General features: G+C 37.4%; 2 protein-coding genes. Both read right to left on the reverse strand.

From position 1 onward, the window contains the following. Window positions 1–91: 91 nt before the first annotated feature. Window positions 92–12,658, reverse strand: a complete 12,567-nt coding sequence (locus V5J73_RS03495; RefSeq protein ID WP_338647663.1) for a T9SS type A sorting domain-containing protein — start codon at window positions 12,656–12,658, stop codon at window positions 92–94. Window positions 12,659–13,094: 436 nt separating this feature from the next. Beyond that, window positions 13,095–18,086: a LamG-like jellyroll fold domain-containing protein gene (locus V5J73_RS03500; RefSeq protein WP_338647665.1), complete on the reverse strand. Its 4,992-nt coding sequence runs from the start codon at window positions 18,084–18,086 to the stop codon at window positions 13,095–13,097. Window positions 18,087–18,482: the final 396 nt, after the last annotated feature.

An 18,482-nucleotide genomic window follows, 5' to 3' on the forward strand; every position in this document is an offset into this window, starting at 1 on the left:
CCCAAATATAAATATTAATTTAAATCAATTAAATAAAATTCAGATTAATTTTTACTTAATTGAATCGAATGCTAGTATTGATAGCATACTTTTATTTGATAATTATTTTTTTGCTATACGCTCCTTTTGAGGTTTTTAGTTTTACAATGTAAATGCCTGAACTAACATTTCTGATTGGAATTTGAATTCTCGTTTGATTTTCATTTTTTACATCCCAATTTGCCACATCTTGTCCTAATAAATTAAACAAGCGTACCTCATTTACTGTTGAATCAAGCTTTTTATTTTGAATAATTAAGACTTTATAATTATTGGAATATAAAACTATAAGTCCATCATTTAAATTAGCCTCATCAACATCAAGCGTTTTATTTGTGAATTGAAGTGTGAAACGGTTTCTATATTCGCCTACGGCTAATGAAATTGTGAAATCACTAGTACGAATGTCATGATAAATGCCTGTTACATTATCATAAATATAAATTCCGGTAGTTTCAGGTACATTTTCTAGTGCATCAATTTTGATGGTGATTTTACCTTCATTCCCAACAGTAATCCCAACAGGAATTACTTGATTTTCATTAAAATTGGTAATGGCTTGTATCACATATTCAACAGCATTAATTTCCCAAAACATATCGTCTACACTTAAATCAAACATTGGAGCATCATAACCAATATCAAACTTTGCAGTAGTGTTGCTGTCAGCTCCCAACAATAGTTGTCTATGTGCGCCAACTGAAGAGTTAAAACCGAGTCTGATTTTTGGTCTCGTTTCTGTTATTGCATCTGAATTTTTTGAACTTGATTTAGTTGTTCCAGTTGTTTTCATGAAGACAGAGTTTGCTGGACCTTCTTTGACAAATACTCGTTGGCTATTTTTAAAAAATAATGTACCACCAGTAACCGAAGCTGGAATTTCAGGCCCTGTTAATTCAGAATCAAGATAAGCATCAACAAAAAATCCTTGTCCTACGGGAATATATCGTTGTGGCACTTTGGTACCAGCTCCAGTAGCAGTCAAAGGGCTATCAGCAATTCCTGCAACTCCTCCCATCAAGGTATAGGTTGCGTAACCGCCCTCATATTCAGCTAAGTAGTGATTATTTGACAATCCAAAATGATCCCAAAAATAAAGTGCTCCATTAAATACATTTACAGTATTTGTACATCCTGAACAATCTTTTAAGTTGTCTCTTATGAATGAGTTGGCGTCCATTGCTGATGGATATGGATTTCCTACCAAATACGTTTGGTCATAAGGTATTGTTAATGTAATAGTCCCAGAATTAGGTTTCCCTATGAAGACATAGTTTTGGAGGGCTGTGATTGCTGCACTACCACCAGTTCCTTTCATTGTATATCCTTCTCCTGTTTTGATCAAACTGGTACTGCCAACATATTTCCATTGGTAATAATCATCTAAGTCTGTATTAGAATTTAGTGTTTGTGAATTGTAGGACCATATCCATCGGTTACTTATTTTTATGGGATTTGAAATTGCTGTATCTGCATAATAGGGACCATCGTTAAAATCAATAGTACTAGGACTTAATGAATTTGTCCCGTCTTTTAAAACGTTTGAAATGGCAAAAGGGGAATTATTTGAGTTTCCTTGAATGCTTACTGGCGATGACCAATAGTTGTAATTGAAACTATTTTTTTGGCCTTGTTGGTCTCGCTCAATATATCCAGTACTACTTTCATCTAAAATACTTTCATTGTATTGAGTTGCTGTATATCTTTTTTGAACGAGTTGCGATTCTCCTACAAGATCAATATTACCATTCAATAATAAATAAAGGGTAACCCATAAGCCTTGCCCGTCATTATTTTCTATTGGAGTAGTTACAGTAGGATCAGCCATTGTTAATTTTCCAGCAGTTGATAATAATCCTAATACTGTAATATCTTTATTTCCGGAATTAATGTTGTGTGCAATTTGTACAATATTCCAATCAATCGGAGTATTATTGTCGACTCCTAAGCTATTTGGTGTATCCCAAACATTAAAATGGGTCCAAGTAGTATCAGTAGTCCAATCTTGACCATTAACTCTCGAAGTATATGGTATTGGAGCGGTTTGTTGTTGAGTGCTAGTAATATTTCTCAATTTACCTATTGCAGTTCCTTTTGTTGGATTGAGATAACCACAACTAATGGAACTCATTTGGTAATAGCCTAACAAATCTGTTGTCCAGGACAATCCATTCACATCTATAGGTACAACTACTCCGGTAACTGCAGCTCCGTTACTTTTAATTTCTTGGTTCATAATTTGGTGCAACTGTTCGGGAGTCAATGCTTTATTCCAAATTCGGAGCTCATCCATCCATCCATTAAAATAGCTTATAGGTTGGCTTCCAGATTTATTCATCGCTCCTAAGATACAATCAAAATTATTGGTAGTTGGTATTGTGCCTGCAGCATTTTTTACCTCGATACCATCAATATACAGTCTATAGGTTGTACCGTTTAAAGTAACCGCAATATGATACCATCTATTTGTACTAACTGCATAATTAGAAACAACTGTTCCAGCTCCATTCCAATTGAAAGAAATTTTGTCTCCTATCAATTTCAAATCATAACCTGTAGCCAGATTATTAGAATCGCGTTTAGAAAAGATGGTTTGTGTTCCAGTTACTGAATTAGGTTTTAACCAAACTTCAATACTAAATGGAGCAGTAAAATTATAGTTATCTTTAAAGGTTATATGATCATTTGCCCCGTCAAAATTAATGGTAGAACAATCAGTAAAAACGACACTAACATCATCAGAACAACCAGCCGATGTCCAAGTTAAAACATAAGTACCAGCACCACCAGTAAACGTAGCATTAGGATCGGTATCATTTGGTAAAAAGGCAGCAGTATTGCAAGGACTTATTGCGGTGCTGGATTTAATAGTCCATTTTCCAGTTGCACCAGTACCTATGGCAGTATCGGTTACATAATTGTTATCCCAAGCTCCTTTTGCAATATTTTGAGCAGCAGAAAGCCTATTGTCGTATGCATTGAGAACGACAGAATTAGTGCCGCAATCAGCTGCTGTTACTGCAATATCTTTACCTGCATATGCAAAATTTACATTAACGGTTACAAATTCAGTTCCTTGTATTCCGGAGCTTCTACATCCATTAATTAAACTAGTTACACCATACACTTGGACTCCAGGTGAAACAGGAGTTATATTCACTGTATTAATTGTTGAAATAATATTTCCATCTTCATCAGTCCATTCGATTGTTTGATTTGGTGGAGCATCAGGGAATTTAAAATTATCCAATGCCCAAGCACTATTTGTATTTGCTCCTATAAACGTGAATTTTACTCTTAACTGTGTTTGTCCAATATAATTTTGTAAATCGAAGGAAGTATTATTGTTCGCAAAAGGATTAAACAAAGTAGTTTGAGCTGGTCCGGTAATATTTTGTAAAGTAACGGTATAGCTCGCTCCGCCGTCCAGCGAAAGTTCAATGCGAATACGATCTCCTGCAAATATCTTATAGGCTTGATCAAATCCAAATGAAAAAGTGGCTAACCCTAATGAATTAAATATTGGAGTTTGTAAGGTTGAGGTTAACGGACCATTAGCAATTGCAAATTTTGGATCACCGGAATCATAAATTGTTCCACCAGGAAAAGGTTGCGGATTTGTACCTGCCCAATGGTTAGAATTCGTATTATTGGCTGATGCGGTATACCCTCCAGGTGAACCATCCACTAACCAACCTCTAGGATCTTGTGTATTCAATTGTCCTGTTTGAAAATCACCACCTTGCAAGAATTGTCCTGTTCCATAACTACTTTGAGATGTAAATAAAGAAGAACTTCCTAAGCATAAAGTTGAAGGCGATGCTGATACTGGATCTGGTTTAATATTTGGTGGGATTACATTTACATAGGCTAAGGCTGAATATGCAAGACCGCAAGCACCACTTTCAATTACAGCTCTGTATAATGTTGTTTGACTGATATTCGTAAAATTATTCGTAGTACTTGTATTGGTAATAGGAAACCACGTTACACCACCATTAGTAGTGTATTCCCATCGTAAAATATTTCCAACAAATCCACTTAAATTAAGCGTACCGCTGCCTAAATGACAAGCAGTTATTAAATTGCTTATTATAGTTGGAGTAGTGCTGAAAAAACCAGTTATAGAACCGCCAATAGTTATAGGGTTTATAGTTAATGATTGAGAGTGCGTAACTGCTATACAACCACCAGCAGCTGCAATGGTGTTAGTGATAGTATAGGTTCCTGCGGTACTTGATGCCAAATTAATAGCCCCTGTTGATGAATTAATAGACAATCCTGCAGGTGTTGAGCTAAATACTCCTGCAACTCCACCTCCCGTAAAAGTTAACAATGGATTCGTAGCACTCTTACAAAAAGTTGCGGAACCATAATTGAACGTAGCAATAGGAAGCGGATTAATAGTAACCGATGTAGTTATAGCTATGATAGCGCAACCTCCAGAAGCTGGAATTCGATAGGTTACAGTATAAGTGCCTGGAGTACTAGTATTAGGTGTTATTGCTCCTGTAGTCGCATTAATTGTTAGTCCACTTGGAGCAGAATAAGTTCCTCCAGTGTAGGCATTTGTTCCAGTTAAATTTACTGCTTGGGGGCTACTTATTGAATTACAAAAAGGATTTCCTGAGTAGCTAATAGATGCAGTAGGAATTGGACTAATCGTAACACTTGTAGTTGTAGAAACAGCTGCACATCCTCCAGTAATTGGGCCTGTATACGTTACGGTATACGTTCCTGGAGTACTCGTACTAGGTGTTATTGCTCCAGTAGTTGTATTAATTGTTAATCCACTCGGTGCAGAAAATGTTCCTCCTGTATAGGCATTTGTTCCCATTAAATTTACTGCTTGGGCGCTACCTAATGAATTGCAAAAAGGAGTTCCTGCGTAGCTGATTGTTGCCGTAGGAATTGGAGTAATTGTAACGCTTGTAGTTGCTGAAGCAGGCGCACAACCTCCAGTGGTAGGACCAGTATATGTTATGGTATACGTTCCTGAGGTGCTAGTGCTTGGTGTAATTGCTCCAGTAGTTGCGTTAATTGATAATCCACTTGGAGCAGAAAATGTTCCTCCCGTATAGGCATTTGTGCCACTTAAATTTACCGCTTGAGCACTACTTAATGAATTACAAAAAGGAGTTCCGGTATAACTGATAGTTGCCGTTGGAATTGGAGTTATGGTAACTGTTGTAGTCGCCGTTACAGGCGCACAAATTCCAGTAACAGGGGTTGTATATGTTATAGTATAAGTACCTGCGCTAGTTGTACTAGGAGTTATTGCTCCAGTTGAGGTATCTAAACTTAATGTTGGTCCGCCAGAAACAACTGAGTAGGAGTAAGTACCTCCAGTGAAGGCATTTGTTCCTATTCTTGTTACAGGTTGAGCAACGGTATTATTTTTACAAAATGGATTTCCTGTATAACTAATTGATACTGTCGGAATTTGTGTTACCATTAATGTTGCTATTGCTGATTGTACAGAGGAGCATGTATAACCGGCTGGCCCTGAAATTACCACATCGTAGTTTGCAGCATCTGCTGACGCAATAGAATTGATTGTTAAAGTTGAAGCTGTTTGTCCAATAATATTTGAACCATTTTTTCTCCATTGATACGATAAAGGATCTCCGTTTGCATCAGCAACTACAGTAAATGTAACATTAGAACCATTGCATAGTGATTGTGAAACAGGTTGAGAAGATACTATAATCGCTTGATCTACATTCAATGTTCTTTGTGCAGAAGTAACTGCAGCACAAGGAGATGCTCCGTTAATAACTACATAATAACTACCATCATCACTTAAACTTGCTTGGTTAAAATTAAGATTTGCAGATTGTGCACCGGAAATATTAGCTGAATTAACTATTGCGATACCACTAGGAGCAATACCCTTGTACCATTGATAAGTTAAGTTGTCACCAGTGGCAACTACGCTTAGAATCGTAGGAAAGCTGGCACATATACTTGTATTTGAAGGCTGATTAGTAATTACAACCGCTTTTCTTATGGTGAGGATGATACTGGCATTTACAGCTCCACAAGGCCCAATTGGATCGTTGGTAGTGTATGTTAAAGTAACTGTGCCTGAATTAATATCATTTGCACTTGGACTGTAAATTGCAGTTGGCGTATTGTTATTAAATGTACCGCTTCCACTTGTACTCCAGGTAGCTGATGTAGCACCTCCTCCAAATGAACCCGACATTGTAGCTGTAGTGTTTGAACAAATAGTTTGATTTATTCCAGCACTTACAGTTGAAGCTTCATTCACAGTAATGGTTCTAGTAGCACTTACGGTTGCACAGGAGGTTAATGCATTTGTGGTAAGTGTCAACGTAACAGTTCCACTGAAATTAGCAGCAGGAGTATAAGTAATGGCCGCAGGAGTTGCCGTTTGAGCTGTACTGCTTAAAGTCCCTCCTCCGGAAGTGATTGACCATGCTCCGGTTGTAGCTCCACCACCGATACTTGCACCAGAAAGTGTAATCGCAGACGGTATTGTTGATTGACAAACAGTTACAGTTCCTCCGGCATTTACAGTTGGAGCAGCATTTACAGTAATGGTTTTTATAGCACTTATGACTGAACAGCCACTTAGAGCATTTGTAGTAAGAGTAAGAGTGACAGTTCCACTGAAATTTGCCGCGGGAGTATAAGTAACAGTCGCAGGAGTAGTCGTTTGGGCTGTATCGCTCAATGACCCACCTCCCGAAGTAATAGACCATGCTCCAGTTGTAGCTCCGCCACCAATACTTGCACCCGATAATGTAATCGCAGACGGTGTTGGAGATTGACAAACAATATCAGGACTTCCAGCATTTACCGTTGGAGCGGTATTTATAGTAATGGTTCTAGTTGCACTTATTACAGAACACCCAGTTGGAGCATTTGTAGTAAGAGTCAACGTGACTGTACCGCTGAAATTTGCAGCAGGAGTGTAAGTAACAGTCGCAGGAGTCGCAGTTTGGGCTGTACTACTTAATAATCCACCTCCCGAAGTGATAGACCATGCTCCGGTTGTAGCTCCACCACCAACGGTTGCACCAATTAGTGTAATTACCGATGGTGTTCCCGATTGGCAAACAGTATTAGGACCTCCAGCGTTCACAGTTGGCGTAGCATTGACAGTTATAGTTCTAGTTGTACTTATAACAGAACATGCAGTAAGTGCATTTGTGGTAAGAGTCAAGGTAACGGTTCCGCTAAAATTTGCAGCAGGAGTATAGGTAACTGTTGCAGGAGTAGCAGTTTGAAGGGTACTGCTTAAAGTTCCTCCACCAGACGTGATAGACCATGCTCCAGTTGTGGCACCTCCGCCAACAGTTGCACCAGTTAATGTAATTGCAGATGGTGTTGGAGATTGACAAACAATATCAGGACTTCCTGCATTTACCGTTGGAGCAGCATTTATAGTGATGGTTCTAGTTGTACTTACTGGAGAACATGCAGTTGGTGCATTTGTGGTAAGGGTCAATGTTACAATCCCACTGAAATTAGCGGCAGGTGTATAGGTAACTGTTGCAGGAGTTGCGGTTTGGAGGGTACTACTTAATGATCCACCTCCTGAAGTAATAGACCATGCCCCGGTTGTAGCTCCGCCACCAATAGTTGCTCCAGTTAATGTAATGGCTGATGGTGTAGCTAATTGACAAACAATATAAGCTCCTCCAGCATTTACCGTTGGAGTTGCATTTATAGTGATGGTTCTAGTTGTACTTACTGGAGAACATGCAGTTGGTGCATTTGTGGTAAGAGTTAAGATAACTGTTCCGCTGAAATTTGCAGCAGGAGTATAGGTAACGGTTGAGGGAGTTGCGGTTTGTGCTGTACTACTTAATAATCCGCCACCTGAAGTTATAGACCATGCACCAGTTGTGGCTCCTCCGCCAAGGGTTGCTCCGGATAATGTAATGGGTGAAGGTGATGGAGATTGGCAAACTACATTAGGACTTCCTGCATTTACTGTTGGAGGTGAATTTACTGTAATAGTTGCTGTTCCTGCAACAGTTTGATTACATGCAGGAGCTGATGAGTAGGAAACATTTGTTAGCGTATAGGTTGTATTCGAAGTTAATGCTGGAGTTGTCAATGTAGCTGTTCCACTTGCTCCAATATTTATTGTCGATGAGCCTCCAACCCCAGTTACGGTATAGGTTAAAGTTGTATTTGGGGTTGCTGTGAATGTTATAGTAGATGTAGAACCATTACAAATTGAATTTGATCCAGTTACACTAATGTTAGCTGTAGGTAGAGGAAGAACGGTTATTATCATTTCATCTGATACTACCGGGCAATCAACTGTTGTTTGATTGCTAATAATTTTGATTGTAATATTTCCAGAAGTGAAACCTGGAGGAAGAGTATAAATGCTCGTCAATGAATTAGGCGAATTAATACTTCCAGAAGTTACTACCCAATCCCATTCCGTTTGGTTGTTAATTACACCACTAACTGAACCAGCTAGAGTTATTGACGTTGTTCCTGAACAAATTGTTTGGTCAGGTCCCGCAAATACTCCTCCATTACTATTGACATCTACTTGAAGGGTACTTGGAGGGCTATTTCCACAAATATTACTAGCAATTACTGATACAAAACCACTTGATGCATTATTTGGTATCTGTACTATTATCGAAGTCGTTCCTTGGCCATTAATTATGGACCAGTTTGTTGGTACAGTCCAAACATAACTGCTAGTATTTGAAACAGTGGCTATGGAGTAAGTTAGTGTTTTAGTTGGACATATTACGGTCACTCCATTAATAATACCAGGAGTTGTAGGAATTCCAGTGTTTACTGTCACTGCAAAAGTTTGCGCACCACTTGTTCCGCACGAATTATTGGCAGTTACCGTAATATTTCCAGCTACTGCTGTTCCTGAAGTTGAAACTGTAATGGCATTTGTATTTACACCTGACGTAATATTCCAACCTGACGGTAGAGTCCAAGTATATGATGTAGCATTTGCAACAGCGGATATACTATAAATAAGTCCTGCTCTGCTTATGCATTGTTCAGCAGAGCCACTTATTGTTCCGGGTGTTCCGGGTGTTCCAGGGCTAACTGTTACTGCCAAAGTTCTAGCAGCGCTAGTTCCGCAACTATTTGTTGCTGTAACAGAAATAGTTCCGTTTTGACCAGCACTACCTGATGTTACCGTTATTGAATTAGTTCCTGCACCAGCTGTTATTGACCATCCAGTTGGAACGATCCAAGTATAAGTTGAAGCATTTGGAACTGCGGTTATACTATATACTAATCCAGTAATTGCAGGACACACTGGAGTTGTGCCAGAAATCACTCCTGGTGTTGCGGGTGTTGCGGGGCTTACAGTTACCGCTAGAGCACTGGCAGAACTTGTACCGCAGGTATTTGCTGCAGTAACACTAATAGTTCCATTTTGGCCAGCATTCCCTGATGTTACTGTTATTGAATTAGTTCCTGCGCCTGCCGTTATTGACCATCCAGTTGGTACTGTCCAAGTATACGATGAAGCATTTGCAACAGCAGCTATACTATATGTTTGTCCTGTTAATGCAGGACATTGTGTAACAGTTCCTGATATTGCTCCTGGTGTTGCCGGTGTTGCTGGACTTACGGTTACAGCCAAAGTTCTTGCTGAACTTGTTCCACAGCTATTTGTTGCAGTAACGCTGATAATTCCATTCTGGCCCGTATTACCGGATGTTACAGTGATTGAATTTGTTCCTGTGCCTGCAGTAATTGACCATCCAGTTGGAACTGTCCAAGTATAACTTGTAGCATTAGTAACTGCTGTTATGCTATATGTTAATTCAATAATTGCCGGACATACAGTCGGTGTTCCAGCAATTAATCCTGGTGTTACTGGTATTGCCGGACTTACGGTTACTCCAAGAGAACTAGCTGAACTCGTTCCACAACTGTTTGTTGCAGTAACACTAATAGTTCCATTTTGGCCTGTACTACCTGATGTTACAGTAATAGAATTTGTTCCTGTACCTGCAGTTATAGACCATCCAGTTGGTACTGTCCAGTTATACGTTGTAGCATTTGCAACAGCAGCAATACTATAAGTTTGCCCTGTTAATGCCGGACATTGTGTTCCAGTTCCGATTATTACTCCTGGTGTTGCTGGTGTTGCTGGACTTACAGTTACAGCCAAAGTTCTTGCTGAACTTGTTCCACAGCTATTTGTTGCAGTGACGCTAATGTTTCCGTTTTGACCTGTATTACCAGATGTGACTGTTATTGAATTTGTCCCTGCACCTGCTGTAATTGACCATCCTGTTGGAACTGTCCAAGTATAAGTTGTAGTATTTGGAACTGCTGTTATACTATATATTTGTCCTGTTAATGCGGGACATTGTGTAACAGTTCCCGTTATTGTTCCTGGCGTTGCTGGCGTTGCTGGACTTACAGTAACTGCTAAAGAGGCAGAAGCACTTGTACCGCAACTATTTCCAGCGGTAACACTTATGTTTCCATTCTGCCCTGCGCTCCCAGATGTCACGGTAATAGAATTTGTTCCTGCACCTGCAGTTATTGACCATCCAGTTGGAATTGACCAAGTATAACTTGTTGCGTTGGTTACTGCAACAACGCTATACGTTAATCCGGTAATGCCAGGACACACCGTTGATGTTCCTGAGATTACTCCAGGAGTTGCTGGTGTTGCCGGATTAACTGTAATTGGAATACTGTTGCTTATATCAGTTATTGGCGATACGCAAATAGCATTTGATGTTAGTCTAACAGTTACTATATCACCATCAGCAAATAATGAAGTAGAAAAGCTAGGACTATTTGTGCCAGTATTAATACCATTAATCATCCATTGATAAGAAGGAGTTGTACCTCCATTTGTTGCCAAAGCAGAAAAAGTTATTGAGTTGCCTGGGCAAATTGTTGTAGCGGAAGCCGATATGCTAACAGATGGTACAACAACATCATTTACAGTCATTGTAATTAAATTACTGGTAACTGGAGAAGTGCAAGCAGTACTTGAAGTTAGCACAACGGTTACTTTATCTGTATTCATAAGAGATGTGGAAGTAAATGTTGGAATATTGGTTCCAACGTTTATACCATTTACTTTCCATTGATAAGAAGGAGTAGCTCCACCATTAACTGGAGTAGCTGTAAAAGTAACTGAGGTACCTGTACAGATATTGTTTCCTGGACTGACTGCAATGGATACAGTAGGCAATGGATTAACAATTACGGTATAAGTTGCTGTTTGAGTTTGTGGTGCACACGCATTGTTACTGGTTACGGTCATTGTTAAAGTAACCGAATTTCCAGCATCGGCTGCAGTTGGAGTGTAAGTTGGAGTCAGCGTTGTGGCTCCTGCAGTGATGGTTCCCGCGCCATTTTCGGTCCAAGAAATGGTTCCGTTTGATGCAGAAGCACCACTTACGGTTGCAGTAGCATTTGAACAAATAGTTTGTGATCCACCGGCAGTCGCAATTGGTAATGGATTAACAATTACGGTATAAGTTGCTGTTTGAGTTTGTGGTGCACACGCATTGTTACTGGTTACGGTCATTGTTAAAGTAACCGAATTTCCAGCATCGGCTGCAATTGGAGTGTAAGTTGGGGTCAGTGTTGTGGCTCCTGCAGTGATGGTTCCCGCGCCATTTTCGGTCCAAGAAATGGTTCCGTTTAAAGCAGAAGCACCACTTACGGTTGCAGTAGCATTTGAACAAATAGTTTGTGATCCACCGGCAGTTGCAATTGGTAATGGATTAACAATTACGGTATAAGTTGCTGTTTGAGTTTGTGGTGCACACGCATTGTTACTGGTTACGGTCATTGTTAAAGTAACCGAATTTCCAGCATCGGCTATAGTTGGAGTATAAGTTGGGGTCAGCGTTGTGGCTCCTGCAGTGATGGTTCCCGCGCCATTTTCGGTCCAAGAAATGGTTCCGTTTGAAGCAGAAGCACCACTTACTGTTGCAGTAGCATTTGAACAAATAGTTTGTGATCCACCGGCAGTCGCAATTGGCAATGGATTAACAATTACGGTATAAGTTGCTGTTTGAGTTTGTGGTGCACACGTATTGTTACTGGTTACGGTCATTGTTAAAGTAACCGAATTTCCAGCATCGGCTGCAGTTGGAGTGTAAGTTGGAGTCAGCGTTGTGGCTCCTGTAGTAATGGTTCCTGCGCCATTTTCGGTCCAAGAAATGGTTCCGTTTGAAGCAGAAGCACCACTTACGGTTGCAGTAGCATTTGAACAAATAGTTTGTGATCCACCGGCAGTTGCAATTGGTAAGGAATCTACTGTAAAAATACCTGTACTGGTAGCTGTTCCTAATGGAGTAATTACTGAAATAAATCCAGTAGTTGCACTTACGCTTACTATTGCAGTTATTTGAGTATCATTATCAATAGTAAAAGAACTTGCCGCAATGCCATTAAAGGTAACTGCAGTCGCTCCTGTAAAATTATTTCCAGTTATAATAACTGAAGCACTTGAATTGGTACACGCATTAATTGGATTGAAATTTGAAATTGATTGAGCAAAACTATCCATGCTGATTAGAAAAACAATTAAAAAAATCAGAATAGGCATTTTCGAATTTATGAATGCTAGAAATAATTTTATATGGAATTGGAAGTATTTTTTTTTCATAATAGGCACACTTTTTAATCAAACAATTAATGGTTTTGTAAATTGGACATGGAATAACCCGTGACTTTTACAGAAGTAAAATAAAGTTTATTGTAGTGGTATTATTTGCAATGAAAAAATGAATCAAGTTGTCGTTATTTTTTATTCCTTTTTTTTAACATTGATATTAAAAAAAGATACAACTATGATTTTTGTCGGATTGTATATATTGTCTTTACGTTACAATCTTAATTAACTTAAAATTAAGCATTTATAATGGTGTTTTGGTGAAACAAGTCTTTTTTTCGATGAAAGGATTTTATCTGCCGACAAACTACCCGTTTTAAAAAAAAATAAATTGAAGGTTTTCTTTTTTCTTTTTCAAGTTTAATTTAGATGTAAAAAAAAAACTGTCTTTGCAGACAGTTTTCTATTTTTAAGGGTAATAATAGTATGATTATTTGATAATTATTTTTTTACTGAGATCTCCTTTTGAGGTTTTGACTTTTACAATATACACTCCAGAACTTATTTTTTTTATGGGAAGTTGTATGTCATGTTGTCCTTGATTTTCAATTTTCCAGGTGCTGATTGATTGTCCAAGAAGATTAAATAAGGTTACTTCCTGTGCAATAGTTTCTAGTGCTGTATTGTTTATTACTATTGTGTTTTTATGTTGTAAATGGCTTATTTTTATGGTTTCATCAATACTAATTTCATCATTTAGACCTAATGTTTGGTCTTTGAATCGTAATGAAAAACGAGAATGATGCTCGCCTTGGGTAAGATTGATTTCAAAAGCTTCATTTCGGATATTATGATACATTTTAGTTTCGTCATCGTATAGAAAAATGGGCTGGTTTGCGTCAAAATTTTCTAAATCATCAATCATGAATTTTACTTTTCCTGCTGCATCCGTTTTTACTCCAATAGAGTAGGACGCATTACTATCAAAAAATCCTTCTCCCTGAATTACTAGTTGATTTTCTCCATTTAAAAAATACATATCATTAGGAAAGTCATCGATGTTTAAACCATCATAGCCGTAGTCCATTTCGCTAGTCGCTTTTTCATCCATAAACCCTAACAATACCTGTCTGTGATGATCATTATGGGAGTTGAATCCCAATCGAATTTTTTTATAGGATTTATGCACTATTGGGTCATTATTATTGTTGTACCAAGGGAGACTTTTACCAGAATTGGTCTTATATATTACATTAGAAACTCCAACTTCATTTTCTTTATGGAAACCTCGTTGACTATTTTTAAAAATGACAGTGCCTCCTGACCCAATTTTTCCATTCACAAAAAATCCTTGTCCTACGGGAATAAACTGGTTAGGTATTCCTCTGGATGGTGTTCCGGACTGACTTATAAAATCCACTCCTGAAGCCGAAGGCGCAATTCCTCCCGTTAAATTTCTAACTGCATAACCGCCTTGATAATCCCGTAAAACATGAGTGTTATTTGATGCATAATGTTCCCAGAAATATAGCGTTCCATCAATTGAAGGACTAGAAAAAGTTTCTAAAGAACTAATATTGTCTGTTATAAAAGCATCAGCATCGAGTGCAGATGGGTATGGATTTCCAGTTAATAACAATTGATCATCTCCTACGGTGTTTGATGATATTGTGCCGTTATTTGGTTTTCCAACAAAAGTGTAGTTTTGAGTTCCTGAAATGGCGCCACTTCCTTTTAAAGTAAATCCTTGACCTACGCGTATAGGATCATTTTCAGTTATTTGAAACCAATTTGCGTAAGCATTTGCATAATCATCAAATTTATAAAGCCAGTAGCGCGCTAAGCTAATTGGAGATGTTGCCGCTCCATCATAACCGCCAATCCAGTTAATGTTTTGAGGTGTCGATGTAGTACCATCTTTCATTATACCTGATACTGTATAATTGGTATTATTAGAGGTTGTATTTATTGGGCTTACTGGAGAGCTCCAATAGTTATAATTGTATAAATTAGATTGTCCTTGCTGGTCTCTTTCAATAGATCCAGAACTATTTACATCCAATTCGCTTCCCTCAGTTTGCACTAATTGTGATTTTCCTACTAAATCGATTTTACCATCTAATTTTAGATAGTGTGATATTTCAATTTTATTGTCATTATTAGCTCCAAGTATGTTGCTTTCAACCAATAATCCTAAAACAGTTTTATTTCCAGCAGTAGTTATGTTATGATTGGTTTTGACAATATTCCAATCAATATAAGTACTGTTATCAACTCCTAATGTGTTTGGAATGTTCCATACATTTCCATGGGTCCAGGTACTACTTGTTTCCCATGCGTTGTTTGTTATCGAAGTGTAAGGTAATGGAGCTGTTTCAGGTTGAGCGGTAACAATTCCGATTAATTTCCCGTTTCGAAGATTACTAGTTTTGTCTATTAAAAAGCCATTCAAAATATCAGTGGATTGTGCCATTTGATAATATCCTTCTAAATTATTCCAATTTAAACCAGGGATTACAAGTGGTACGGTAGTACCTGTAACGGCTGCACTATTGTTAGTGATTCGTTGATTCATCATTTGGCGAGTTTGAGCAATGTTTAAAGCTACATTCCAAACGCGAAGCTCTTGCATCCAACCAGTAAAGTAATTAGTTGGTTGGTATGGATAAGAAATACTAGGAGCCATAGCCCCCATGATGCATTTGGCTGTTATATTAGCTATTGGATTTGAACCTGCTACAGCATTTTTAACGCTAATCCCATCAATATAAAGATTATAAGATGTTCCGTCAAATGTAACAGCAACATGATACCATCTACCAGTGGTAACGGAATAATTCGATGTTATTGAGTTTCCATTGTTCCAATTAAATGAAATAATATTGTTTACTATTCTTAAATCATATCCATCTGTAAGTGAACTTGGGTTTCTTTTTGAAAAAATAGTTTGAATATTTCCATTTGTTACCCCTGGTTTAACCCAAGTTTCGATACTAAAAGATCCGCTGTCTAAATTAAAATTATTTTTTAAATTAACGTTATCATCAATTCCATCAAAATTCAAAACCAAACAAAGACCAATCGAAATCTGTACATCATCAGTAATTGGGGCACAACTTCCACTAGCAGTGATTGTCCATCTAAGGGTATAAATGCCGGTATTTGGGCTGTAAAATTCGGAAGATGGACTAGTCGCACTTGAAAAAATTTCTCCTCCACCTGATGGCCCACTTACAATTGACCATGTGCCGGTTGTGCCAGCAGTTGCAGCTAATTGTACAGATTCAAGTCCACAAATAGGGGACAAATCAATACCAGCCATTACTGATGAACATGAGTTTCCGTCAATAGCTACTTTAATAGATCCATCAATTGGTAAATGACAAGAGGTATTGTCATAACCCTGAAAAAAATACCTAGTAAAAGAAGAGCCTGATGTAGTTCCTGTACCTGTTATTGTACCTGTTGCTAGGGTTACCTCCGGATTGCAACCTACATTTAATATGATGCTGCAATCATTTGTTACATTCAGATTAAAACTTAAAGTAGCATAGATATATTCAGGATGACCTGCTGTTATAGGTAGCGTACCTAAATTCCATAAAATTTTATTGGTAGCTGAATCATAATAGGGTAGGTTAGTAGTAGAAAAACCATTGAAGGTACTATATGAAATAGTACTGCCTACATTGAAGATTGCTGTCGCCGGAATTGGGATTGAAATTAGTGTATTTGTAGTGCTTTCTGTACCTTCATTAGTAATACTAAGCGAATAATTTATTGTTTGTCCTGGTAATGCTATTAAGACTGGAGGGTTAGTGACATTATTGATGGAGTTTACACTTATTAAACCATTAGGTTCAGGTATGTAAGCATCTACCGACATTGCAAAACCAAATATGGTAAATACGTCAGAAGTAGATCCAAATCTAAAAGTAGTTGCGGTTTGATTATTAGCTATAACCGTATTCCCAGTATTTGGAATTGTAAACATACTAAAATCAACTCCAGTATTGTTTAGTAAGTTGGGATTACTATCGGTGTTGGTTGGTATCGGAAATATAGAGGAATTAAAGAAGTTATTGGTTGTATTTGCTCCGTGATTTAGTGTTAGGTAATTAGTAGTATCATACGTTTTATTGGGATCAGCAGTAAGTTTTTGTACGGCTAGATAATCACCAGATAATCCAATATCTCCTTCAGCGGCCATTACTCCTAGTTTCATGTTTACATTACCTGATCCTACGGTAGTAAATCCTGAAATGTTAATGTTTCCATATTCACCCTGTACGCCATTAACTGCTGCTCTTTGTCCGTTTACAAAAGCATTTCCATCAAATAGTGTTACTGCTCTACTTTTCATTAATGGATTTTGGTAAATAACAACCATAACCCAACCACCAGAAAAGCCTGGATTAGTGTTCGTTCCTTCTTTTAAACCAATATCGGCAACAGTGTATGCTCCAGGACCATGTATTTTTACGTAATCTGTGATTTCTTGGTAACCAACAAAAATCCCACTATTTGCAGCTCCAGGAAAATAAATATTAGGAGTGGCTCCAGTAGTCTTTGCGGTGATTGAAGTGTAAGAAGTAGCTCCTGGACCTTTTAGTGAAATTACTTTTTTGTCGTAATTTTTAGTAATAGTCGTATAAGCAGGAACAGTCCCTGATAAATTAACCGCAGCTGATGATGTAGTTTGAATATCTGCAAGACTTAAATTTGTTGTTGAACTTCTGATTAATTGATTAATGGTTAGATTTGCCCCACCATCTATTATGATATAAGGTGTTGTTAGAGTTGCAGTAGCAACACCACCTGAAATTACAATACTTGAAGGAATAGCAGTGGAAGCTCCACTATTTACTGATAATGTTATAGCGGGAGTATTATTAAACTCAAAGGAATAGGTATTCCCGTTTCCGCTAAAAGTATAAATAGGCCAACGACTACTACCAGAACTGCCTCTAGTAACAAGTAGTGTGTAGTTTGAATTTGTAATTTGTTGGTTATGAATTACTGTTGAATTGCTGTTAACTGTTTGGGTACCATTTTGAACTTGCTTAGAAGCTGTAAAGGTATCAGCATCTTCGGATTTTCCGGTCCAGTAAAGTCCAGCAAAAAGTACTGTTGAACAATTTTGAGTAGCGCTATTCTCTCCTGAGTTAGAAAGTTCAAGCGTTGCTTTAGAGGAATTCCATGTATTGACATCACCATCAATATCTACGTACTTCATAGAATTATTTTGATTATCAGTAGCTGTTCCGTAATTAACAAGAGTTAAGTTAGTGTTTCCTAGTAAAGTAAAATCACCTTTAATGTTGTAGATACTTTGGGCTGGTGTGGCAGCCGAGGTTCTTTGCGTAAAATTAACTTGTGGAGTTGTTAACGTTTGTGCATTAGCTTCGATTATGGGAATAATTAGAATTAAAATTAAAAGTATGATTCTAATAATTTTTTTATTACGTAAAGTATTCTTCATAATTTTCTTCAGTTTAATTAATTATGATTTAAATTTTTATTTCAGATAAAATTCATTCAAAGTAATAATTGTTTTGCGACCCTAAATTTAAATAAATTTTCACAACTAATAGATAAAACGCAAAAATAATCGATTAAATACATTTTTATTTATTTATTGTAATATAAATATTATAAAAAAATACTTAATATTAAAAAAATTGAGAAGCTTTTTTTTATATTACTTAAATATCTTTATTATTTTACTTCATGAATCGATATTGGTCTTTTGAAATTTTAATAAATTTTAGAATCGTAAATAGAATAAAAGCTTCTCAAATTTTAGAAGTCTTTTTAAGATAATGTAGTTATTATTTAATACTTTTTTAAGTGGTATACCTGTAAAAAAAAAAAAGAC

This window comes from Flavobacterium sp. KS-LB2, from assembly GCF_036895565.1.
Lineage (GTDB): Bacteria > Bacteroidota > Bacteroidia > Flavobacteriales > Flavobacteriaceae > Flavobacterium.